This window comes from Pseudomonas sp. MUP55 (assembly GCF_034043515.1).
Classification (GTDB): domain Bacteria; phylum Pseudomonadota; class Gammaproteobacteria; order Pseudomonadales; family Pseudomonadaceae; genus Aquipseudomonas.
Genome location: NZ_CP138214.1, coordinates 4,564,887 through 4,585,421, shown reverse-complemented (window position 1 = coordinate 4,585,421; position 20,535 = coordinate 4,564,887). Strand labels below are relative to the sequence as shown.

Sequence of the window (20,535 nt, the reverse complement as noted above, 5' to 3'; positions counted from 1 at the left end):
TGCGGTTTGTGCGGGCAGGACAAGGCAGGGCGAGGCGGATTTGCGTCCGCCTGCTTGGTCGATGAGGCCGCGATCAGGCCTTCGCGTAGTTCACTTGGCGCTTGTGAGCCTCTTGGGCGCAGGAAAAGTCCACGGTTTTGTTTTGCGATTCCAGGGCATCGCCCAAGGATTTGGCCAGCACATCGGTGAAGGGTTTGACGAGTGGTGCGACCGACTTGGTGATATCACCGGCGGCTTTGGCCACTTCACTGATCACGGGCAGTACTGCGAGTGCTCCAATAGACATGGTTATTTCTCCGACAGGTTCCAGAGGCAAATTCCTCTGCTGCCTGGGTGGCCGTTGACGCCGGCTCGGTTCCATTGCCCAAAAAAAAGCCCGGCAATCGCCGGGCTTTTTCTGATGCGAACGTTACTTACGCAGTGAAGGTTTTGCCTTCGAACTGCTCAGCCACGAACTTCCAGTTAACCAGGTTCCAGAACGCTTCTACATACTTGGGACGTACGTTGCGGTAGTCGATGTAGTAGGCGTGTTCCCAGACGTCGCAGGTCAGCAGCGGGGTGTCGCCGTTGGTCAGCGGGTTGCCTGCGCCGATGGTGCTGGCCAGGGCCAGGGAACCGTCAGCCTTTTTCACCAGCCAGCCCCAACCGGAACCGAAGGTGCCGATGGACGTCTTGCTGAACTCTTCCTTGAACTTGTCGAACGAACCGAACGCTGCATTGATGGCTTCAGCCAGTGCGCCGGTTGGTTGGCCGCCGGCGTTTGGCGCCAGGCAGTTCCAGTAGAAGGTGTGGTTCCAGACCTGAGCGGCGTTGTTGAAGATACCGCCCGAAGAAGACTTGACGATTTCTTCCAGGGTCTTGCCTTCGAACTCGGTGCCTGGCACCAGGTTGTTCAGGTTCACGACATAGGTGTTGTGGTGCTTGTCGTGGTGATACTCCAGGGTTTCCTTGGAGATGTGCGGCTGCAGGGCATCGTGTGCGTAGGGCAGCGGCGGCAATTCGAAAGCCATGATGATTCTCCTAATCAGGTCAGTTGCGGTGAGCGCAAGGCCGATCACGGGCGGCCAAACAAGCGCCGGCGAGTCTGTACTCTTTGCGGCGCAAGTTCGGGATCATAGCACCGGGGGTGCGGCAAAACCACGCAACAACTGTGTGGGATAGAGGTTCCAGAGCCTTTTGGAATAAGTTCATGGCGCACTGATCAACTGGTAGGCCACGCTGAACATCATCACCGCCACCAACAGGTCCAGCAGGCGCCAGGTCGCCGGGCGTGCGAGCCACGGCGCCAACCAGGCCGCGCCGAGCGCCAGCGTGGAAAACCACAGCAACGAAGCGCTGGCGGCGCCCGCTACATACGCGCCCGGTTCGGCCTGCTGCGCGCCCAGTGAGCCGATCAGCAGCACGGTGTCCAGGTAGACGTGGGGGTTGAGCAGCGTCACCGCCAGGGCACTGAGCAACACCGCGCGCAATGAGCGCACCTTGAGGTTGGCGCCTTGCTCCAGGCTCTGTTTCGAAAACGCACGACGCAACGCCAGCGTGCCGTACCACAACAGAAACGCCGCGCCGCCCCAGCGGGCAACGCCCAGCAGCAGCGGGCTTTGCGCCAGGACTGTCGCCAGGCCGAATACGCCCGCTGCCACCAGCACTGCATCACACACAATGCACAACGCGGCCACCGGCAGGTGATGTTCACGGCGCAGGCTCTGCGCCAGGACGAAAGCGTTTTGACTGCCGATCGCCATGATCAGGCCGAGGGACACCAACAAGCCGTTCAGATAGCTTTGCCACATAGGGTTTACTCCGCATCCGCTGCCAATTGGCGTAGCACGCTCATGGCGCGCTCGGCATCCGCGCGACCGACAAACAGGTGATCGTGGTAAAAACCGGCGATCACGTTGCAACTGATGCCGGCCTTGCCCAGCGCACTGGCGAACGCGGCGGTCAGGCCTACCGCTTCGAGGGCCGAATGCACCTTCAGGGTGATCCAGGCCGCCACGTAGTCGAAGGCCAGGCCGGCCCGTTCGGCATGTTGGCGTTCCACGATCAACGTCAGGCCCTGTTGCTCACGAAAGCTGCCGATCACCTCGCATCCGGCCGGAATGCGCTGATCGGGCACGGTGCAGAACACGTAGTCGCCGTCATTGAGTTGAGGGCTCAAGCTGCGCAACAGGGTTGCCAGGGCGGTTTCGCCAGCCATGGAGGTTTCCTTTTCAAGAGAGAAGCGATGCTGGCTATTCTCTGGGTGCGCGCGGTATAAGAAAAATCAATCTTGCTGATCGCTCATTAGAGAAACTGATGTTCGACTATAAATTGCTCTCCGCCCTGGCAGCGGTGGTGGAACAGGCCGGCTTCGAACGCGGTGCTCAAGTGCTGGGGCTTTCGCAGTCGGCGGTGTCCCAGCGCATCAAGCTGCTGGAGGCGCGTGTCGGCCAACCGGTATTGGTACGGGCGACGCCACCGACCCCCACCGATATCGGTCGGCGCTTGCTCAACCATGTGCAACAGGTGCGTTTGCTGGAGCGCGACCTGCAAAGCCAGGTGCCCGCGTTGGACGAAGAGGGCATGCCCGAGCGCCTGCGCATCGCGCTGAACGCCGACAGCCTCGCCACCTGGTGGGCGCTGGCGGTCAGCGATTTCTGTGGCGAGCAGCACTTGCTGCTGGACCTGGTGGTGGAGGACCAGACCGTGGGCCTTAAACGCATGCGCGCCGGTGAAGTGGCGGCCTGTATCTGCGCCAGCGAGCGCCCGGTCGCCGGCGCCCGCAGCCTGGCGCTTGGCGCCATGCGTTACCGTGCACTGGCCAGTCCTGCGTTCATCGCCCGGCACTTTCCTGACGGCGTGAAGGCTGATCAGTTGGCCAGTACACCGGCGCTGGTGTTCGGGCCGGACGATTTCCTGCAACACCGATACCTGGCGTCGCTCGGGGTCAACGGTGGTTTCGAGCACCATTTATGCCCGTCGTCCGAAGGCTTTATCCGCCTGGCGGAGGCCGGCCTGGGCTGGGGCCTGGTGCCCGAATTGCAGGTCCGCGACCAGTTGCAGAGCGGCCTGTTAGTCGAATTGCTGCCAGATAAGCCCATCGATGTGCCGTTGTACTGGCATCATTGGCGCAGTGGCGGGCAACTGTTGGGCCTGTTGACCGAGCATCTGGCGCACGTCTGTGGGCAATGGTTGGTGCCCTATCAGCAGTAACGAGCGTCAAGCTGCAAGCGGCAAGAGAATAGCTTGCGGACCGTATTTAACTTGCAGCTGAAAGCTTGAAGCTTGCAGCTGTATCCGTAGGAGACACCATGAAAATTCTGGTCACCGGCGCAAGCGGCTTCATCGGCGGGCGCTTTGCGCGTTTCGCCCTGGAGCAGGGCCTTGACGTGCGGGTCAACGGGCGACGCGCTGAAGGTGTGGAACACCTGGTGCGCCGTGGTGCCGAGTTTATCCAGGGTGATCTGAACGATGCCGACCTGGTGCGCGACCTGTGCCGTGATGTCGAGGCCGTTGTGCATTGCGCCGGAGCCGTGGGGCTGTGGGGCAAGTATCAGGATTTTCATCAAGGCAATGTGCTGGTCACCGAAAATGTGGTCGAAGCGTGCCTCAAGCAGCGCGTCGGGCGGTTGGTGCATCTGTCGTCGCCCTCCATTTACTTCGATGGGCGCGACCACCTGGGGCTGACCGAAGAGCAGGTACCCAAGCGCTTCAAGCATCCGTATGCCGCGACCAAGTACCTGGCCGAGCAGAAGGTGTTCGGGGCCCAGGAGTTCGGCCTGGAGGTGCTGGCCCTGCGCCCGCGTTTCGTCACCGGTGCCGGTGACATGAGCATCTTCCCGCGTCTGTTGAAGATGCAGCGCAAGAGCCGCCTGGCCATCGTTGGTGACGGCCTCAACAAGGTCGACTTCACCAGCGTGCACAATCTCAACGAGGCGTTGCTCAGCAGCCTGCTGGCACCTGGGTCGGCGTTGGGCAAGGCCTACAACATCAGCAATGGCACGCCGGTGCCGGTGTGGGACGTGGTCAACTACGTAATGCGACAAATGGACCTGCCGCAGGTCACTCGCTATCGCTCCTATGGCTTGTCCTACAGCGTGGCGGCAATGAACGAGGCGTTCTGCGCGATGTGGCCAGGGCGACCGGAGCCTTCGTTGTCGCGCCTGGGCATGCAGGTGATGAACAAAGATTTCACCCTCGACATCAGCCGGGCACGGCATTATCTCGATTACGATCCCAAGGTCAGCCTGTGGAGCGCTCTGGACGAGTTCTGCTCATGGTGGAAAGTCCAGCATTCGGGCCACCCATGAGTTCATAACCAGCAACACATCCGGAACCCAATGGCAGGTTGCAGGTCGACCCATGCGCCGGGGGCACCGTTTATACTTGCGACGCTCGGCTTCTCAACGGGCCATCTCATTGATTCAGGGTAGATTCATGCGTAACGATGCTAAAGACGATTTCGACAACGTTCCCAGCCTGCGGGCCGATCTTGAGGACGATGATGATTTCGTGCCGACGGCCGCCACTTCGGTGCGCTCGCGGACCACGCCTGTGGTCAAGGTGAAAAAGGCCAACACCGGCCCGCTATGGGCCCTGGTCGGCGCGTTGCTGATCGCCTTTGCCGGCCTCGCCTGGTGGAGCTTTCAGCAGATTTCCCTGATGGGCCAGCAACTGGTCGCCACCCAGGAAAGCTTTGCGCGCATCAGCGAAGAAGCGGCGGGGCGGCTGCAGGACATTTCCGGCAAGGTCGTGGCCAGCGAAGCCAACGTGAACAACGGCAGCGAAGCGCTGAAACTGCAGATCGAACAGTTGAAAGCCCAGTTGCTTGAGCAGGGCAAGCAGCAATCGGGGGTGGCCGGGCAAGCCACCGAGCTGGATCAGCGCCTGGCACAGATGAGCGCCAGCACCACCGAGCTGACGAACGCGAATGCCAAATTGCAGGGCCAGGTGCAGGCGTTGACCGAAGCGGTCGCCACACTCAAGGCGGCGCAGGGCGAGACCAAGGGCCTGGTTGAGGATGTGGCGGCGCTGAAAAAACAGGGCAATCCGACGGCGGCCATCGCTCGAATCGAGCAGGAACTGCTGGTGCTCAAGAGCGCACAGGAAAACCAGCCCGCCAACGCGGATGCACCCACCAATAAAGAGTTCGACGTGTTCCGCATTCAGACCACGCGCAATATCACCACCTTGCAGAGCCAGGTGCAGAACCTGAATCAGCGTCTCAATGCGCCGGCGGCTGCTACGCCGGCTCAATGATATACACCGCAAAATGTCACTATCTGGTGACATTTATCTTCGCCTTCGTTACTTGCCGCTTCCATGCCCTTGTTTAGACTCCGGTCACCCATTAAAAATAACAAGGGCCACCCATGACCATGCAACCACTGCCTGCCAGCAGTTGGCTGAACGCACCTGCCCATCACGCCTGGCTCGCGGCCGAAGGCCAGCGCCTGCTCTCGTTTGCCAAGGCTTCGCGGCTGCCGCAAGGCTTCGGCAACCTGGATGATAGAGGCCAACTGCCGGCCGACGCCCACGCTGAAACCATGAACACTGCCCGCATGACCCACAGTTTCGCCATGGCCCATGCCATGGGCTTGCCCGGTTATGCCGACCTGGTCGCGCACGGCGTCGCCGCCCTGAGTGGCCCGTTGCACGATAGCGAACACGGTGGCTGGTTCGCAGCGCCCGACGCCATCGATGGCAACACCGGCAAGGCTGCTTACCTGCATGCGTTCGTTGCCCTGGCCGCCAGCTCGGCGGTGGTGGCCGGCGCGCCCGGCGCGCAAACCCTGCTCAACGATGCGATCCATATCATCGACCAGTTCTTCTGGAGTGAGGAGGAGGGCGTCATGCTCGAATCCTTCGCCCAGGATTGGAGCAGCGTTGAAGCCTACCGCGGCGCCAACAGCAACATGCACGCCACCGAAGCGTTCCTCGCCCTGGCCGATGTCACGGGTGACACACGCTGGCTGGACCGTGCGTTGCGTATCGTCGAACGTGTCATCCATACCCATGCCGCTGGAAACCGCTTCATGGTGATCGAGCACTTCGACGCCCAGTGGCACCCGTTGCTCGGCTACAACGAAGACAACCCCGCCGACGGCTTCCGTCCCTATGGCATCACCCCCGGCCATGGCTTCGAATGGGCGCGGCTGGTACTGCACCTGGAAGCTGCGCGCCTGCAAGCCGGGCTGCCCACGCCGGACTGGTTGGTGACCGACGCCCAAGGGCTGTTTGCCAGTGCCTGTGACTATGCCTGGGCGGTGGATGGTGCGCCGGGCATTGTCTACACCCTGGACTGGAATCAGCGTCCGGTGGTGCGCGAACGCCTGCACTGGACCCATGCCGAAGCCAGCGCTGCGGCCCAGGCGCTGCTCAAGCGTACCGGGGAGCTACATTACGAAATCTGGTATCGGCGGTTCTGGGAGTTTTGCGAAACCCACTTTATCGACCGACTCCATGGCAGTTGGCACCATGAACTCAGCCCGCACAACCAGCCCAGCAGCAAGATCTGGGGCGGCAAACCGGACCTGTACCATGCCTGGCAAGCCGTCGTGCTGCCTGCATTACCCTTGGCACCCAGCCTGGCCAGTGCATTGGGCAGTGGACGCTATGTCACCAAGTGGTGACATTTGTGCGTCCCTTTGTTACCTGCGCCTGGAAAATCCCTGTTTAAACTCCGTGCAGCGCAAGCTCTAGACTTGCATGCATAACAACAAGAAAAGGTACTCAGATGAACGCGATTAATCGCCTCGCCGTTGCTATTTCCATTGCCTCGTTGTTCCCCCTCAGTGCATTTGCAGCCGACTCCAAAGGTACGGTTGAAGTGGTGCATTGGTGGACCTCCGGCGGTGAAAAAGCGGCTGTGGATGTCCTGAAGGCCCAAGTTGAGAAAGACGGCTTCACCTGGAAAGACGGTGCGGTCGCAGGTGGCGGTGGCGCCACGGCCATGACCGTGCTGAAAAGCCGCGCGGTCGCCGGCAACCCGCCAGGCGTTGCCCAGATCAAAGGCCCCGACATCCAGGAATGGGCGTCCACCGGCCTGCTCGACACCGACGTGCTCAAGGACGTCGCCAAAGAAGAAAAGTGGGATTCCCTGCTCGACAAGAAAGTCTCCGACACCGTGAAATACGACGGTGACTACGTTGCCGTGCCGGTCAACATCCACCGCGTGAACTGGCTCTGGATCAACCCGGAAGTCTTCAAGAAAGCCGGCATCACCAAGAACCCAACCACCCTCGAAGAATTCTACGCCGCCGGCGACAAGCTCAAAGCGGCGGGCTTCATTGCCCTCGCTCATGGCGGCCAGCCTTGGCAGGACAGCACCGTGTTCGAAGCGGTGGTGCTCTCGGTGATGGGTGCCGATGGCTACAAGAAAGCCCTGGTCGACCTGGATAACGCTGCACTGACCGGCCCGGAAATGGTCAAGGCCCTGACTGAGCTGAAGAAAGTCGCGACCTATATGGACGTTGACGGCAAAGGCCAGGACTGGAACCTGGAAGCCGGTAAAGTCATCAACGGCAAGGCCGGCATGCAGATCATGGGTGACTGGGCCAAGTCCGAATGGACCGCCGCCAAGAAAGTCGCCGGCAAGGACTACGAGTGCGTAGCCTTCCCGGGCACCGACAAAGCCTTTACCTACAACATCGACTCCCTGGCGGTGTTCAGGCAGAAAGACAAAGGCACCGCGGCTGGCCAGCAGGACATTGCCAAAGTCGTGCTGGGTGAAAACTTCCAGAAAGTCTTCAGCATCAACAAGGGTTCGATCCCTGTGCGTAACGACATGCTGAACAAAATGGATTCGTACGGCTTCGACTCGTGCGCCCAGACCGCCGCCAAGGATTTCCTGGCCGATGCCAAGACCGGCGGCCTGCAGCCAAGCATGGCGCACAACATGGCCACCACCCTGGCGGTACAAGGTGCGTTCTTTGACGTGGTCACCAACTACATGAACGATCCTAAAGCCGACCCGGCCGACACTGCCAAGAAACTTGGCGCTGCGATCAAGTCGGCTAAATAAGCTGTAAGTTGCAAGCTACAAGCTGCAAGCAGGGGCGCCGCTGTCTTGCCGCTTGCAGCTCGTAGCTTGTGGCCGCCTCCCTTCTTCTATTGGATTTTCCCATGAGTTCTGTTGCTGTGTTCAGCAAGGCCTCGCCGTTCGATGCACTGCAGCGCTGGCTCCCTAAACTGGTGCTGGCGCCGAGCATGTTCATCGTGCTGGTGGGCTTTTATGGCTACATCCTGTGGACGTTCGTGCTGTCGTTCACCACCTCCACATTCCTGCCCAACTACAAGTGGGCTGGCCTGGCGCAATACGAGCGCTTGTTCGACAACGATCGCTGGTGGGTCGCGAGCAAGAACCTGGCCGTGTTCGGCGGGATGTTCATCGGGATCACCTTGGTGATCGGCGTGATGCTGGCGATTTTCCTCGACCAGAAAATCCGCCGCGAAGGTTTCATCCGTACCATTTACCTGTACCCGATGGCGCTCTCGATGATCGTGACCGGTACGGCGTGGAAATGGCTGCTCAACCCGGGCATGGGCCTGGACAAATTATTGCGCGACTGGGGCTGGGAAGGCTTCCGTCTCGACTGGCTGATCGACCCCGACCGCGTGGTCTACTGCCTGGTGATCGCCGCCGTATGGCAAGCCTCGGGCTTTATCATGGCGATGTTCCTGGCGGGCCTGCGCGGTGTCGATCAGTCGATCATCCGCGCCGCGCAGATCGACGGCGCGAGCCTGCCGCGCATCTACTGGAGCGTGGTGCTGCCAAGCCTGCGTCCGGTGTTCTTCAGTGCGGTAATGATCCTGGCGCACATTGCGATCAAGAGCTTCGACCTGGTGGCGGCGATGACCGCAGGCGGCCCGGGCTATTCGTCCGACTTGCCGGCCATGTTCATGTACTCGTTCACCTTCAGCCGCGGCCAGATGGGCATGGGCTCGGCCAGTGCAATCCTGATGCTCGGTGCGATCCTCGCGATCATCGTGCCCTACCTGTATTCCGAGCTGAGGACCAAGCGCAATGACTAGTCTCGCCGCCAAACCCGCCATCAGCCTGAGTCGCATCGCGATCTATGCGGTGCTGATCCTTGCGGTGCTGCTGTACCTGGTGCCGCTGGTGGTGATGCTGCTCACCAGCTTCAAGACCCCGGAAGACATCAGCAACGGCAACCTGCTGAGCTGGCCAACCGTGTTCAGCGGCATCGGCTGGGTCAAGGCCTGGGCCACCGTGGACGGTTACTTCTGGAACTCGCTCAAGATCACCGTGCCGGCTGTGCTGATCTCCACGGCCATCGGCGCGTTGAACGGCTACGTGCTGTCGTTCTGGCGCTTTCGCGGTTCGCAGTTGTTCTTCGGCCTGTTGCTGTTCGGCTGCTTCCTGCCGTTCCAGACCGTGCTGCTGCCGGCGTCGTTCACCCTCGGCAAGATGGGCCTGGCCAGCACCACCACCGGCCTGGTCTTCGTGCATGTGGTCTACGGCCTGGCGTTCACCACGCTGTTCTTCCGTAACTACTACGTGAGCATTCCGGATGCGCTGATCAAGGCGGCCCGCCTGGACGGTGCCGGCTTCTTCACCATCTTCCGTCAGATCATTCTGCCGATGTCGACGCCGATCATCATGGTCTGCCTGATATGGCAGTTCACCCAGATCTGGAACGACTTCCTGTTCGGTGTGGTGTTCTCCAGCGGCGACTCCCAGCCCATCACGGTGGCGCTGAACAACCTGGTCAACACCAGCACCGGGGCCAAGGAATATAACGTGGATATGGCGGCGGCGATGATCGCCGGGCTGCCGACCCTGCTGGTCTATGTGATCGCAGGCAAGTATTTCGTGCGCGGCCTCACGGCCGGCGCGGTCAAGGGGTAATCATGGCTACGCTTGAACTTCGCAATGTAAACAAGACCTATGGCGCCGGCCTGCCCGACACCTTGAAGAACATCGAACTGTCGATCAAGGAAGGCGAATTCCTGATCCTGGTCGGCCCTTCGGGGTGCGGCAAGTCCACGTTGATGAACTGCATCGCCGGCCTGGAGACCATTTCCGGCGGCGCGATCATGATCGGTGATCAGGACGTGAGCGGCATGAGCCCCAAGGACCGTGACATCGCCATGGTGTTCCAGTCCTACGCGCTGTACCCGACCATGAGCGTGCGCGAGAACATCGAGTTCGGCCTGAAGATCCGCAAGATGCCCCAGGCGGACATCGATGCCGAAGTGGCGCGCGTGGCCAAGCTGCTGCAGATCGAGCACCTGCTCAATCGCAAGCCGGGCCAGCTCTCTGGCGGCCAGCAACAGCGTGTGGCCATGGGCCGGGCATTGGCGCGTCGGCCGAAGATCTACCTGTTCGACGAACCGCTGTCGAACCTCGACGCCAAGCTGCGCGTCGAGATGCGCACCGAAATGAAGCTGATGCACCAGCGCCTGAAAACCACCACCGTCTATGTGACCCACGACCAGATCGAAGCGATGACTCTGGGTGACAAAGTGGCGGTGATGAAGGACGGCATCATCCAACAATTTGGTACGCCGAAAGAAATTTACAACGACCCGGCCAACTTGTTTGTGGCAAGCTTTATCGGTTCACCTCCCATGAACTTCGTGCCTTTGCGTCTGCAACGCAAGGACGGTCGCCTGGTAGCGCTGCTCGACAGCGGCCAGGCCCGTTGCGAGCTGCCGCTGAGCATGAATGACGCTGGGTTGGAAGACCGCGATGTGATCCTGGGCCTGCGCCCGGAGCAGATCGTGCTGGCGGTGGGCGAGGGCAATGGTTCTTCGAGCATTCGTGCCGAAGTCCAGGTGACCGAGCCGACCGGCCCGGACACCCTGGTGTTCGTGCAGCTCAATGACACCAAGGTCTGCTGCCGTTTGGCGCCGGACGTGGCACCGCAGGTTGGCGAGACCCTGACCCTGCAGTTCGACCCGGCCAAGGTATTGCTGTTCGATGCCAAGACCGGTGAGCGATTGGGTAGCGCCGCTTCATTGCCGGCACAGGGGCATGCCGACAATGTGGCCCAGTTCAAAGGCCGTTGAAGCATCTGTAGGAGCGAGCTTGCTCGCGAAGGTCGTTAACGATGGCGCAGCGCTCCTGGTTGAGAGTGGCGCTCTCGGGTTTTTCGCGAGCAAGCTCGCTCCTACAGGGATTTGATAAGGGCTTAAGTTGTTGTTTTAACTAAAAAATGTAACCCGCGTTAGATAAAAACAGTTTAATAACAATAAAGACGAGGATGTAGGGATGAAAAAGCAACACAACAACACCCGGCTGCTCTGCCAACTGTCAGCGGCAGCAGCCCTTGTATTGTCCGCCAATGCGATGGCGGCCGATGCGTTCAGCGCCGACTCCAAGTGGATGACCGGCGATTGGGGCGGCGAGCGTACCAAGCTGATCGAGCAAGGTATCGACATCAAGGCCGACTACGTTGGGGAAATGGGCTACAACGCCCACGGTGGCTACAACGACGACAAGACCGGTCGTTACTCCGACCAGTTCGGTCTGGGCGTGGCACTGGACCTGCAAAAGCTGTGGGGCTGGGATAACACCCAGGCCAAGATCCAGTTCACCAACCGTAATGGCCAGAACATCTCCAACGACCGTATCGGCGACCCGCGTGCCGGCACCCTGAGCTCGTCCCAGGAAGTGTATGGCCGTGGCCACATGGTGCGCCTGACCCAGTTCTGGGTTCAGCACCAGATGTTCGACAACAAGTTGGACGTCAAACTCGGCTACTTCGGTGAAGGCGAAGACTTCAACACCTTCCCGTGCGACTTCCAGAACCTGTCGTTCTGCGGCTCGCAAGTGGGTAACTACGTAAACACCTGGTACAACTGGCCCGTCAGCCAGGCGGCTATCCGCGTGAAGTACAACATCACGCCTGAGCTGTATGCACAGATCGGTGCCTACAACCAGAACCCGTCGCAGCTGGAGCACGGCAACGGCTTCAAGCTCAGCGGCAGCGGTACCAAAGGCACCGTGATCCCGGTGGAATTGGTCTGGTCGCCGAAAGTTAATAACCTGCCGGGCGAATACCGTGTGGGTTACTACAAAAGCGCCGCCGATGCGTCTGACGTGCGTGAAGACATCAACGGTAACGATGCCGCTACCACTGGCGCCGCCTACCGTACCCGCAGCAGCAAGAAAGGCTACTGGTTCGTTGCGCAACAGCAACTCACCACGCATAACGGCGACGCTACCCGCGGTCTGAACATTGCCGCCAACGCGACCTTCCACGACAAGGAAACCAACCTGGTCGACAACTACCAGTCCTTGATGCTGGTGTACAAAGGCCCATTCGACGCGCGTCCAAAAGATGACGTCGGCATTGGTGTCGCTCGCCTGCACGTCAACGATGACGTGAAGAAGAACTCCGAGCTGCTCAACGTTGCCAACGGTGTGAACGACTACGACAACCCGCTCTACACGCCGATTCGTGAGACCGAGTACAACGTCGAACTCAACTACGGTTTCCACGTCACCAACTGGCTGACCGTGCGTCCTAACCTGCAATACGTTGTCCAGCCTGGTGGCGTGGACAAAGTCGACAACGCGCTGGTAGCGGGCCTGAAAATTCAGTCTACGTTCTAACGCTGTTGCGATAAGCTCCTTCTCTCTGTGCGCATTTTGCGGGTAGCCATGGCTATCCGCTTTTTTTTGGGTTGCACTGTGATATTCGGGACCGTGGCACATGCATGAGCAACCGCTGCAACGTTTTTTCAAATCCTTGCGCGAGCGTCCGGTGTTCGCCTGGGAGCGCTTTCAGATGCGCGATGTGTTGGTGATCGACCATCCGCTGTGCCAGGCGGTGTTCAGTCGCCAGGGCGCGCAGTTGCTGCATTTTCAGCCCACCGGCCAGAAACCCTGGTTGTGGTGCGCGGCCAAATGGCCGCAAGTCGGTGCCATCCGTGGGGGTGTTCCGGTGTGCTGGCCGTGGTATGGCCGTCACCCCAGCGAAAACGCCTGGCCGTCCCATGGCTGGGCACGCTTGATCGATTGGAAACTGCTCGACAGCAGCACCGATGACGATGGTGTGCGCCTGCACTGGCAACTGCAGTTGTGCGACTGGCAGGTGGACCTGCACGCGCAGTTGGGTGAAACCCTCGAGCTGCGCCTGAGCACCGAGCATCAGGATGAGCTGCCGTGCCAGTTGAGCCATGCTTTGCACGCCTACTGGCGTATTGGTCACGTTGATGAGGTAGCGCTGTCTGGGCTCGACGGAGCGCAAGGTTATGACCAGCTCAACCGTCAGGCTTGCCAGCAGGAAGGTGAACTGCGCGTGGATGGCGGGTGCCAGCGAGTGTTCCAGCATGAGGGAGAACTGCACCTCAAGGACCACGCCTGGCAGCGTGAACTGTGCATCGACACGGGCGACAGCGCCGATACCGTGGTGTGGCATCCCGGCAGCCGGCCGTTACTGGGCGTGAGCTTCAACGAGGCGGCAGGTTTTGTGTGCGTCGAGTCGGCGATGGCCGGGGCGAGCCTGGCGCCGGGGGAGAGGGCGCACCTGAGCCTGCAGGCCAGGGCTGGGGTCTAGCGGTGTGGCTGATGGCCTCATCGGGGGCAAGCCCCCTCCCACATTTGATCTTTAGCGTTAACAGACTGTGAGAACCACAAAGAACTCATGTGGGAGGGGGCTTGCCCTCGATGAGGCCAGTACATCCAACACACAAGCACATTGGCTCAGTTGAACTCATCTCCCACCGGATACCGGCTGTCGTTCAAGCTCTCTTTGATCTTGCGCAAGTGCGGCTGGAAGTCCACCCCACGGCGCAACGTCATGCCGGTCGCCAGCACATCCAGCACCGTCAGCTGAATGATCCGCGAGGTCATCGGCATGTAGATGTCGGTGTCTTCCGGCAGCGGAATATTCAGGCTCACCGTGCTGGCCTTGGCCAGCGGCGAGTTCTCGGCCGTTACGCCGAGTACCGACGCGCCATTTTCCCGCGCGATACGCGCCACTTCCACCAACTCACGGGTACGCCCGGTGTAGGAAATGATCACGAACAACTCACCGGTGTGCGCCACCGAGGCGATCATGCGTTGCATCAGCACGTCGGCGTGAGCGGTGACCGCCAGGTTGAAGCGGAAGAACTTGTGCAACGCGTCCATGGCCACCGGGGCCGAGGCACCCAGGCCGAAGAAGTGGATCTGCCGCGCCTGGATCAACAGATCCACGGCCTTGCTGATCAGCGCAGGGTCCAGGGCCTGGCAGGCGCTGTCCAGCGACGCAATGGCGCTGCCAAAGATCTTCTGCGTGTAGGCCTCAGGGTTATCATCGGCTTCCACGGCGCGGCTGACATACGCTGCGCCACTGGCCAGACTTTGCGCCAACTGCAATTTAAGTTCAGGGTAACCGCTGACACCGAACGAACGGCAGAAACGGTTGACCGTCGGTTCACTGACCGAGGCGGCTTGGGCGAGGGCAGCGATCGAGAAGCGGGTGGCCTGCTGCGGGTTGAGCAGGATCACTTCGGCGACCTTGCGTTCGGCCTTGTTCAATTCTTCGAGGCGGTTCCGGATCTGTTCCAGAAGATTTCGCACGCGGTCCATTCAGTCTTTCCTTCGGGCGACGATGCAAATAAAAAGGCGGTAACCAATCGATGAGTGGCGTTTCGCGGTGGCCTATCCTACTGAGGGTAGCTGAACACCACCACTCGCAATGCGTTTTTGCGGAAAATGTTGTGGTTATTACTACATTTTTCCTTGAGTGATGCCTTGAAAAAAGGTATTTGTAGCTTAACTTGATAAAAGAACAAACATCATGCCTTCGATAACCGTAGAACCCTGCACCTTTGCCCTGTTTGGCGCCTTGGGTGATCTGGCGCTGCGCAAGTTATTTCCTGCCCTCTATCAGCTTGATGGCGCCGGCCTCCTGCACGAAGACACGCGCATCCTGGCGCTGGCCCGCGAAGCCGGGTCCGAGCAGCAACACCTGGCCCATATCGAAAAAGAACTGCGCAAATACGTCGGCAAGGAACTCGACGAAGCCGTGGCCCAGCGTTTCCTCGCGCGCCTGGCGTATGTGCATGTCGACTTCATGAAGGCTGACGACTATGTCGGCCTTGCCGAAAAAGTCGGTAGCGAGCAGCGCCTCATCGCCTACTTCGCCACCCCGGCCGCCGTGTATGGCGCGATCTGTGAAAACCTGTCCAAGGTCGGCCTGGCGGAAAACACCCGCGTCGTGCTGGAAAAGCCGATTGGTTCGGACCTGGAATCCTCGCGCAAGGTCAACGACGCCGTTGCGCAGTTTTTCCCGGAAAACCGCACTTACCGCATCGACCACTACCTGGGCAAAGAGACCGTCCAGAACCTCATTGCGTTGCGGTTCGCCAACAGCCTGTTCGAAACCCAATGGAACCAGCACTACATTTCCCACGTGGAAATCACCGTGGCCGAGCAGGTGGGCATTGAGGGCCGTTGGGGCTATTTCGACAAGGCTGGCCAACTGCGCGACATGATCCAGAACCACTTGTTGCAGTTGCTGTGCCTGATCGCGATGGACCCGCCGGCCGATCTGTCCGCCGACAGCATCCGTGACGAGAAGGTCAAGGTGCTCAAGGCCCTGGCGCCGATCAGCCCGGAAGGCCTGACCACCCAGGTAGTGCGCGGCCAGTACATTGCCGGCTACAGCGCCGGTAAAGCCGTGCCGGGCTACCTGGAAGAAGAGAACTCAAACACCCAGAGCGACACCGAGACCTTCGTCGCCCTGCGTGCCGATATCCGTAACTGGCGTTGGGCCGGGGTGCCGTTCTACCTGCGTACCGGCAAACGCATGCCGCAAAAGCTGTCGCAGATCGTCATCCACTTCAAGGAGCCGTCCCACTATATCTTCGCCCCCGAACAGCGCTTGCAGATCAGCAACAAGTTGATCATCCGCCTGCAGCCGGACGAAGGTATTTCCTTGCGCGTGATGACCAAGGAGCAGGGCCTGGACAAGGGCATGCAACTGCGCAGCGGTCCGCTGCAACTGAATTTTTCCGACACCTATCGCAGCGCACGGATTCCCGATGCCTACGAGCGGCTGTTGCTGGAAGTGATGCGCGGCAATCAGAACCTGTTTGTTCGCAAAGATGAAATCGAAGCCGCGTGGAAGTGGTGTGACCAGTTGATCGCCGGGTGGAAAAAATCCGGTGATGCGCCCAAGCCGTACGCGGCGGGTTCCTGGGGGCCGATGAGCTCGATTGCACTGATCACGCGGGATGGGAGGTCGTGGTATGGCGATATCTGAATTGAAACTGCCTCAGGGCGTCACTGCCCATGAGTACCGCACGCCCGTGCTGTTGGCGGACGGTCTGGCCAATGACGTGGCCGAACAACTGCGCGCGGCTATCAGCGCCCGTGGCGAGGCGACCTTGGTGGTCTCCGGTGGCCGCAGCCCCGTGGCGTTCTTCCAGAACCTGGCCAAACAGGCCCTGGACTGGTCCAAGGTCACGGTCACCCTGGCCGATGAGCGTTGGGTTCCGGTGGAGCACGCCGACAGCAATGCCGGCTTGTTGAAGCAGCACTTGCTGCAAGGGGCGGCGGCCAAGGCGAAGTTCTTGAGCCTGTACAGCGCTGCGGCCAATCTGGAAGACGCGGCCGAGCAGGCTGATCGCCTGCTGGCCGAACTGCCGGCGATCGATGTGCTGGTGCTGGGCATGGGCGATGACGGTCACACCGCCTCGCTGTTTCCCAACAGCCCGAACCTTGCGCAAGCGTTGCAGGCCGACGGTACCCGCCGTTGCTGGCCGATGCTGGCGCCGACCGTGCCGCACCAGCGCCTGACCATGAGTCGCGCGCTACTGGCCACGGCCCACTACACCGTGCTGTCTATTTCCGGCAGTTCGAAATTGACCACCTTGAGCGCGGCCCTGGCCAGTGACGATATCGCTGCCATGCCGATTCGCGCGTTTTTGCAACCTACTTTAGAGATTTACTGGTGCCCATGAGCCAAGGATCAGCCGCTATGAAAAGCCCTCAACCGACCGTGTCCATGGCGGATAAAGTTGCCTTGATCGACAGCCTCTGCGCCAAGGCGCGGATTTTGCCGGTGATCACCATCGCTCGCGAACAGGACATCCTGCCGCTGGCCGATGCCCTGGCCGCCGGTGGCCTGACCGCCCTGGAAGTGACCCTGCGTTCCGAGTTCGGCCTCAAGGCCATTCAGGTGCTGCGCGAGCAACGCCCTGAACTGTGCACCGGTGCTGGCACCGTGCTGGACCGTCACATGCTTGAAGCCGCTGAAGTGGCCGGTTCGCAATTCATCGTCACCCCCGGCATTACCCGCGACCTGCTGGAAGCCTCGGTGCACAGCCCGATCCCGCTGCTGCCCGGCATCAGCAATGCTTCCGGCATCATGGAAGGCTATGGCCTGGGTTATCGCCGCTTCAAGCTGTTCCCGGCCGAAGTCAGCGGCGGCGTGGCGGCGATCAAGGCCTTGGGCGGCCCGTTCGGCGAAGTGAAATTCTGCCCGACCGGTGGCGTCGGCCCGGCCAATATCAAAAGCTACATGGCGTTGAAAAACGTGATGTGCGTGGGCGGTAGCTGGATGCTTGATCCTGAGTGGATCAAAAACGGCGACTGGGCACGCATCCAGGAAGTCACCGCCGAGGCGTTGGCGCTGCTGGACTGATCTGATTTACCGAATCGTTGTTGCTGTGCTTAACGGCATTTTTGCGGTGCGCTTGGTCGGCGGACCGCTTTTTTTTTGCCTGTAGAAATTAAGACCACCCCACATTCTAATGTGGGAGGGGGCTTGCCCCCGATAGCAGTGGTTCAGTCAAAGCATTTGGTGACTGATACACCGCCATCGGGAGCAAGCCCCCTCCCACATTTCAATCTGTGTTGAGCTGGGTAATCGCGTGCACCAACACATTGATGTCCGTCGCCGTAGTCACCAACCCCGGTGTCACCCGAATACACGTGCCAAACGCCGCCCCTGAGCGGGTTGTGGTGAACACGTCATACTCCTTGAGCAACCGGTCGACCATCACCTGCTGATCGCGCCCCATGAACTTGAACGCCGTGATCCCGCAATACAGCCGCGGGTCATCCGAAGTCAGCACTTCAATCCCCGGTAGCGGCCGCACCTGGCTCACCCAAAGATCGCGCAGGTAGTTCACCCGCGCCCCCTTGGCCGCCGCACCCCCCAGTTGGCGATGCTCTTCAAACACCAAGGGCAGGCTCATCAGCGCCGGAAAGTTCGGCGTGCTGTAGGACGTTCGCGCACGCACATCCGTAGCGGGGTAGTGGAATTCACCCATGTCCGGGTCGATGTCCGCCAGGCGCTCGGGAGCGATATAGAGAAAGCCCAGGGTCAGCGGCGCGCCAATCCATTTGTGCAAGTTGAAGCCGGCGAACTGAATGCCCAGTTCGGTGAGGTTGAAGTCGATCTGGCCCAGGGCGTGGGCGCCATCAAGGATCACGTCGACACCGTGTTCACGCGCCGCTCTGGCGATTGCCGCCACGGGCATCACCAGGCCGGTGCGATGGGTGACATGGGTCAGCGCCATCAGCTTCAAGCGCGGGTATTGAGCGAAGGCATCGCGATACGTCTGAACCAAGCTTTCGAAACTGGCTGGGTGAGTGTGGGTAATTTCGACAACTTCCACCCCGCGCACGCCGGCCAGCCAGCGCATCGCGCCTTTGACCGTGTCGTACTCCAGATCACTGATCAACACCTGATCGCCCGGTTGCAGGCGGTTGTAGTTGCGAATCAACGACTGTAAGGCTTCGGTGGCGTTGCGGGTGAAGGCCACCGACTCGGGGTCGGCATCAATCAAAGCAGCCAGTTCACGGCGAATCTCCAGATTTTCCCCTTGCTCGAAACGCTGGCGTACATACACCGAGTTGCTGCGGTTGATAAACGCAACGTGTTCCAGGTACTGCGCCTGGACGGCCCGGCTCATGCGCCCGAAGTAACCGTTTTCCAGATTGATCGGGCCTGGCTCCAGCTCATAGCGCTGGGCAATGGCCTGCCAGTGGAGTTCGTTGTCTGCATTCCTTGGCATGGGCGCCTCTTAATTAATGGCGAGGGGCGGGTTTACCGTGTTTTACGCGCAGCGGTTCGAGCAATTCGGCCAGGCCGTTGTGGTCGATTTCCTGCATCAGGGCCAGCAAGCCGCCCAGTTCTCCGTGGGGAAAGCCTTCGCGGGCAAACCAGTTCAGGTAAGGGCCGGGCAGGTCGGCGATGATCCGGCCCTTGTATTTGCCGAAGGGCATTTGGCGGGTGATCAGCAATTCGAGTTTTTCGGGGTTCATGGGCTTCAAGCGTTTGGTTCGATGCCTGGAAAATACAGGCATTCTGCACGAAGGCCAAATGACAGATCATGCAAATAACGTACATACAGATGGTTCAATAATTCGTAAGTTATTGAAATAAAACGATTAAGTTATTTTTCAAAACCTGGCACGGGCGCTGCAATCATTAAGGCAACCTTCCTCAACCCACATAAGGAATTGAAAAATGACTGACATCAATAAAGAATCCATCTCCGTTCTGAACGACCTGATCGAAACCAGCATTGACGGCCAAAAGGGTTTCAAGGAATGTGCTGAAGACATCAAGCACCCAGAGCTCAAGGCATTGTTCGCCAAGCGTGCCGTTGATTGCGGTACCGCCGCTGAAGAACTGAAGACCGCCGTACGTGCCCTGGGTGGCGAGCCGAAAGAATCCGGCAGCGTCGCCGGTGCAATGCACCGCGGCTGGGTTGACGTTAAGTCGATGGTGACCGGCAAGGACGAAGAAGCGGTGCTGAACGAAGCCGAGCGCGGTGAAGACCACGCCCTGAAGGCTTACAAGGAAGCGATCGAGAAGATCAACCAGCACAACCTGCTGGGCATTCGTGACCTGGTTGAACGCCAGTTCCACGGCGTGCAGCGCAACCATGACCAGGTGAAAGCCCTGCGTAACCAGGCTCGCGCTCAGTCGTAAGCCCTGAGTTGCAAATGCTGTAAAAAAATGTGGGAGGGGGCTTGCTCCCGATAGCGGTGTATCAGTCGATATGTTCAGTGACTGACTCACCACTATCGGGGGCAAGCCCCCTCCCACATTTGTATTGCGCCAATATTAGCCGATGCTGATGGGCGGCAACTCAGTCAGCGTCACGACTTGCTGCTTGCGCGGCGCCAGGATTTCGGCCTCGCCGTCCACCACCAGCTCATCGCGCTGGTTGAATACCCGCGTGGCAATGCGCACACGGAACTTGGGCAGTTTTTCCAGAATTTCCAGGCGCACGGTCAGGGTGTCGCCGATTTTGACCGGCTTTTGAAAGCTCATCTGCTGGCCGATGTAAATCGTACCCGGGCCAGGCAGTTCGCAGGCTACCGCCGCGCTGATCAGCGCACCGCTGAACATGCCATGGGCGATACGCTCCTTGAACATGGTCGCCTTGGCGTACTCGGCATCCAGATGCACCGGGTTGTGATCGCCGGACATGGCGGCGAACAACTGGATATCGCGCTCTTCGACGGTCTTGCTGAAGCTTGCGGTCTGGCCGACTTCGAGGGCCTCGTAGGGGGTGTTGGTTACCTGGGTCATCTAAGCGTGCATCCTGTGGCTAATCGGTAATTTAATAAGCTGA

At 60.0% G+C, this 20,535-nt stretch carries 22 protein-coding genes; 14 read left to right on the top strand and 8 right to left on the bottom strand.

Annotated features, from left to right (window positions below; all coding sequences use genetic code 11):
* Positions 1 to 73: 73 nt before the first annotated feature.
* The 4 genes from SC318_RS20645 to SC318_RS20630 all read right to left on the bottom strand — a co-directional run bounded on the left by SC318_RS20645 (position 74) and on the right by SC318_RS20630 (position 2,197).
* Entirely contained in the window at positions 74 to 286 is a 213-nt protein-coding gene (locus tag SC318_RS20645; protein WP_320428262.1) for a hypothetical protein, read from the bottom strand.
* A 127-nt stretch (positions 287 to 413) separates the two neighbouring features.
* The gene (locus SC318_RS20640; protein WP_065949384.1) at positions 414 to 1,010 is read right to left on the bottom strand and encodes a superoxide dismutase; all 597 of its coding nucleotides are present in this window, start codon (positions 1,008 to 1,010) and stop codon (positions 414 to 416) included.
* Positions 1,011 to 1,187: 177 nt separating this feature from the next.
* On the bottom strand, positions 1,188 to 1,790 hold the full coding sequence (locus tag SC318_RS20635; RefSeq protein WP_320428261.1) for a LysE/ArgO family amino acid transporter: 603 nt from the start codon (positions 1,788 to 1,790) through the stop codon (positions 1,188 to 1,190).
* 5 nt (positions 1,791 to 1,795) lie between these two features.
* The gene (locus SC318_RS20630) at positions 1,796 to 2,197 is read right to left on the bottom strand and encodes an ACT domain-containing protein (RefSeq protein WP_320428260.1); all 402 of its coding nucleotides are present in this window, start codon (positions 2,195 to 2,197) and stop codon (positions 1,796 to 1,798) included.
* A gap of 98 nt (positions 2,198 to 2,295) precedes the next feature.
* Here SC318_RS20630 and SC318_RS20625 point away from each other — a divergent pair, with 98 nt between their 5' ends.
* The 10 genes from SC318_RS20625 (at position 2,296) to SC318_RS20580 (ending at position 13,508) form a co-directional block, all read left to right on the top strand.
* Positions 2,296 to 3,192: a LysR family transcriptional regulator ArgP gene (locus SC318_RS20625; RefSeq protein ID WP_320428259.1), complete on the top strand. Its 897-nt coding sequence runs from the start codon at positions 2,296 to 2,298 to the stop codon at positions 3,190 to 3,192.
* Positions 3,193 to 3,290: 98 nt separating this feature from the next.
* Positions 3,291 to 4,289 carry an NAD-dependent epimerase/dehydratase family protein gene (locus tag SC318_RS20620; RefSeq protein WP_320428258.1) on the top strand — a complete coding sequence of 333 codons (999 nt, stop codon included), beginning with the start codon at positions 3,291 to 3,293 and terminating at the stop codon, positions 4,287 to 4,289.
* Between the two features lie 127 nt (positions 4,290 to 4,416).
* Entirely contained in the window at positions 4,417 to 5,238 is an 822-nt protein-coding gene (locus SC318_RS20615; RefSeq protein ID WP_320428257.1) for an ATPase, read from the top strand.
* Between the two features lie 113 nt (positions 5,239 to 5,351).
* On the top strand, positions 5,352 to 6,611 hold the full coding sequence (locus tag SC318_RS20610; protein ID WP_320428256.1) for a D-mannose isomerase: 1,260 nt from the start codon (positions 5,352 to 5,354) through the stop codon (positions 6,609 to 6,611).
* A 104-nt stretch (positions 6,612 to 6,715) separates the two neighbouring features.
* The gene (locus SC318_RS20605; RefSeq protein WP_320428255.1) at positions 6,716 to 8,002 is read left to right on the top strand and encodes an ABC transporter substrate-binding protein; all 1,287 of its coding nucleotides are present in this window, start codon (positions 6,716 to 6,718) and stop codon (positions 8,000 to 8,002) included.
* Positions 8,003 to 8,103: 101 nt separating this feature from the next.
* Entirely contained in the window at positions 8,104 to 9,012 is a 909-nt protein-coding gene (locus SC318_RS20600) for a carbohydrate ABC transporter permease (protein WP_320428254.1), read from the top strand.
* Complete coding sequence (locus tag SC318_RS20595) at positions 9,005 to 9,850, top strand: carbohydrate ABC transporter permease (protein ID WP_124387920.1); 846 nt, start codon at positions 9,005 to 9,007, stop codon at positions 9,848 to 9,850. Before SC318_RS20600 ends, SC318_RS20595 begins: the two co-directional genes overlap by 8 nt.
* Positions 9,851 to 9,852: 2 nt before the next feature.
* Complete coding sequence (locus tag SC318_RS20590) at positions 9,853 to 11,013, top strand: ABC transporter ATP-binding protein (RefSeq protein WP_306494368.1); 1,161 nt, start codon at positions 9,853 to 9,855, stop codon at positions 11,011 to 11,013.
* Between the two features lie 202 nt (positions 11,014 to 11,215).
* Positions 11,216 to 12,562, top strand: coding sequence for a carbohydrate porin (locus tag SC318_RS20585; RefSeq protein ID WP_320428253.1), 1,347 nt, complete (start codon positions 11,216 to 11,218; stop codon positions 12,560 to 12,562).
* 100 nt (positions 12,563 to 12,662) lie between these two features.
* Positions 12,663 to 13,508 (top strand): D-hexose-6-phosphate mutarotase, encoded by an 846-nt coding sequence (locus SC318_RS20580; RefSeq protein WP_306494366.1) that lies wholly within the window; start codon positions 12,663 to 12,665, stop codon positions 13,506 to 13,508.
* A 146-nt stretch (positions 13,509 to 13,654) separates the two neighbouring features.
* Here the strand turns inward: SC318_RS20580 and SC318_RS20575 are convergent, their stop codons facing one another.
* Positions 13,655 to 14,515 carry a MurR/RpiR family transcriptional regulator gene (locus SC318_RS20575; protein WP_169856377.1) on the bottom strand — a complete coding sequence of 287 codons (861 nt, stop codon included), beginning with the start codon at positions 14,513 to 14,515 and terminating at the stop codon, positions 13,655 to 13,657.
* A 220-nt stretch (positions 14,516 to 14,735) separates the two neighbouring features.
* Here SC318_RS20575 and zwf point away from each other — a divergent pair, with 220 nt between their 5' ends.
* Genes zwf through SC318_RS20560 form a run of 3 tightly spaced genes read left to right on the top strand, consistent with a single transcriptional unit; the run spans position 14,736 to position 17,585 of the window.
* Positions 14,736 to 16,202: a glucose-6-phosphate dehydrogenase gene (gene zwf / locus SC318_RS20570; protein WP_306494365.1), complete on the top strand. Its 1,467-nt coding sequence runs from the start codon at positions 14,736 to 14,738 to the stop codon at positions 16,200 to 16,202.
* Positions 16,189 to 16,902 (top strand): 6-phosphogluconolactonase, encoded by a 714-nt coding sequence (pgl, locus tag SC318_RS20565; protein WP_320428252.1) that lies wholly within the window; start codon positions 16,189 to 16,191, stop codon positions 16,900 to 16,902. The genes zwf and pgl overlap by 14 nt, the downstream gene beginning before the upstream one ends.
* Before the next feature lie 17 nt (positions 16,903 to 16,919).
* The gene (locus SC318_RS20560; protein WP_017735662.1) at positions 16,920 to 17,585 is read left to right on the top strand and encodes a bifunctional 4-hydroxy-2-oxoglutarate aldolase/2-dehydro-3-deoxy-phosphogluconate aldolase; all 666 of its coding nucleotides are present in this window, start codon (positions 16,920 to 16,922) and stop codon (positions 17,583 to 17,585) included.
* 202 nt (positions 17,586 to 17,787) lie between these two features.
* On the opposite strand, the gene SC318_RS20555 is transcribed toward SC318_RS20560, so the two are convergent.
* Both SC318_RS20555 and SC318_RS20550 read right to left on the bottom strand, forming a co-directional pair.
* Positions 17,788 to 18,963 carry an aminotransferase class V-fold PLP-dependent enzyme gene (locus SC318_RS20555; RefSeq protein ID WP_320428251.1) on the bottom strand — a complete coding sequence of 392 codons (1,176 nt, stop codon included), beginning with the start codon at positions 18,961 to 18,963 and terminating at the stop codon, positions 17,788 to 17,790.
* A gap of 13 nt (positions 18,964 to 18,976) precedes the next feature.
* Positions 18,977 to 19,213 carry a DUF3820 family protein gene (locus tag SC318_RS20550; RefSeq protein ID WP_065887770.1) on the bottom strand — a complete coding sequence of 79 codons (237 nt, stop codon included), beginning with the start codon at positions 19,211 to 19,213 and terminating at the stop codon, positions 18,977 to 18,979.
* A gap of 205 nt (positions 19,214 to 19,418) precedes the next feature.
* Between SC318_RS20550 and SC318_RS20545 the strand changes: the two genes are divergently transcribed.
* Positions 19,419 to 19,886, top strand: coding sequence for a ferritin-like domain-containing protein (locus tag SC318_RS20545; RefSeq protein ID WP_124387913.1), 468 nt, complete (start codon positions 19,419 to 19,421; stop codon positions 19,884 to 19,886).
* Between the two features lie 135 nt (positions 19,887 to 20,021).
* Here SC318_RS20545 and SC318_RS20540 read toward each other — a convergent pair whose 3' ends face one another.
* Positions 20,022 to 20,492 (bottom strand): MaoC family dehydratase, encoded by a 471-nt coding sequence (locus SC318_RS20540; protein WP_034115694.1) that lies wholly within the window; start codon positions 20,490 to 20,492, stop codon positions 20,022 to 20,024.
* Positions 20,493 to 20,535 lie beyond the last annotated feature (43 nt).

Excerpts from the sequence above, each read along its gene's own strand:
- SC318_RS20645 (WP_320428262.1), bottom strand. The coding sequence starts at position 286 with ATGTCTATTGGAGCACTCGCAGTACTGCCCGTGATCAGTGAAGTGGCC.
- SC318_RS20640 (WP_065949384.1), bottom strand. The coding sequence starts at position 1,010 with ATGGCTTTCGAATTGCCGCCGCTGCCCTACGCACACGATGCCCTGCAG.
- SC318_RS20635 (WP_320428261.1), bottom strand. The coding sequence starts at position 1,790 with ATGTGGCAAAGCTATCTGAACGGCTTGTTGGTGTCCCTCGGCCTGATC.
- SC318_RS20630 (WP_320428260.1), bottom strand. The coding sequence starts at position 2,197 with ATGGCTGGCGAAACCGCCCTGGCAACCCTGTTGCGCAGCTTGAGCCCT.
- SC318_RS20625 (WP_320428259.1), top strand. The coding sequence starts at position 2,296 with ATGTTCGACTATAAATTGCTCTCCGCCCTGGCAGCGGTGGTGGAACAG.
- SC318_RS20620 (WP_320428258.1), top strand. The coding sequence starts at position 3,291 with ATGAAAATTCTGGTCACCGGCGCAAGCGGCTTCATCGGCGGGCGCTTT.
- SC318_RS20615 (WP_320428257.1), top strand. The coding sequence starts at position 4,417 with ATGCGTAACGATGCTAAAGACGATTTCGACAACGTTCCCAGCCTGCGG.
- SC318_RS20610 (WP_320428256.1), top strand. The coding sequence starts at position 5,352 with ATGACCATGCAACCACTGCCTGCCAGCAGTTGGCTGAACGCACCTGCC.
- SC318_RS20605 (WP_320428255.1), top strand. The coding sequence starts at position 6,716 with ATGAACGCGATTAATCGCCTCGCCGTTGCTATTTCCATTGCCTCGTTG.
- SC318_RS20600 (WP_320428254.1), top strand. The coding sequence starts at position 8,104 with ATGAGTTCTGTTGCTGTGTTCAGCAAGGCCTCGCCGTTCGATGCACTG.
- SC318_RS20595 (WP_124387920.1), top strand. The coding sequence starts at position 9,005 with ATGACTAGTCTCGCCGCCAAACCCGCCATCAGCCTGAGTCGCATCGCG.
- SC318_RS20590 (WP_306494368.1), top strand. The coding sequence starts at position 9,853 with ATGGCTACGCTTGAACTTCGCAATGTAAACAAGACCTATGGCGCCGGC.
- SC318_RS20585 (WP_320428253.1), top strand. The coding sequence starts at position 11,216 with ATGAAAAAGCAACACAACAACACCCGGCTGCTCTGCCAACTGTCAGCG.
- SC318_RS20580 (WP_306494366.1), top strand. The coding sequence starts at position 12,663 with ATGCATGAGCAACCGCTGCAACGTTTTTTCAAATCCTTGCGCGAGCGT.
- zwf (WP_306494365.1), top strand. The coding sequence starts at position 14,736 with ATGCCTTCGATAACCGTAGAACCCTGCACCTTTGCCCTGTTTGGCGCC.
- pgl (WP_320428252.1), top strand. The coding sequence starts at position 16,189 with ATGGCGATATCTGAATTGAAACTGCCTCAGGGCGTCACTGCCCATGAG.
- SC318_RS20560 (WP_017735662.1), top strand. The coding sequence starts at position 16,920 with ATGAAAAGCCCTCAACCGACCGTGTCCATGGCGGATAAAGTTGCCTTG.
- SC318_RS20555 (WP_320428251.1), bottom strand. The coding sequence starts at position 18,963 with ATGCCAAGGAATGCAGACAACGAACTCCACTGGCAGGCCATTGCCCAG.
- SC318_RS20550 (WP_065887770.1), bottom strand. The coding sequence starts at position 19,213 with ATGAACCCCGAAAAACTCGAATTGCTGATCACCCGCCAAATGCCCTTC.
- SC318_RS20545 (WP_124387913.1), top strand. The coding sequence starts at position 19,419 with ATGACTGACATCAATAAAGAATCCATCTCCGTTCTGAACGACCTGATC.
- SC318_RS20540 (WP_034115694.1), bottom strand. The coding sequence starts at position 20,492 with ATGACCCAGGTAACCAACACCCCCTACGAGGCCCTCGAAGTCGGCCAG.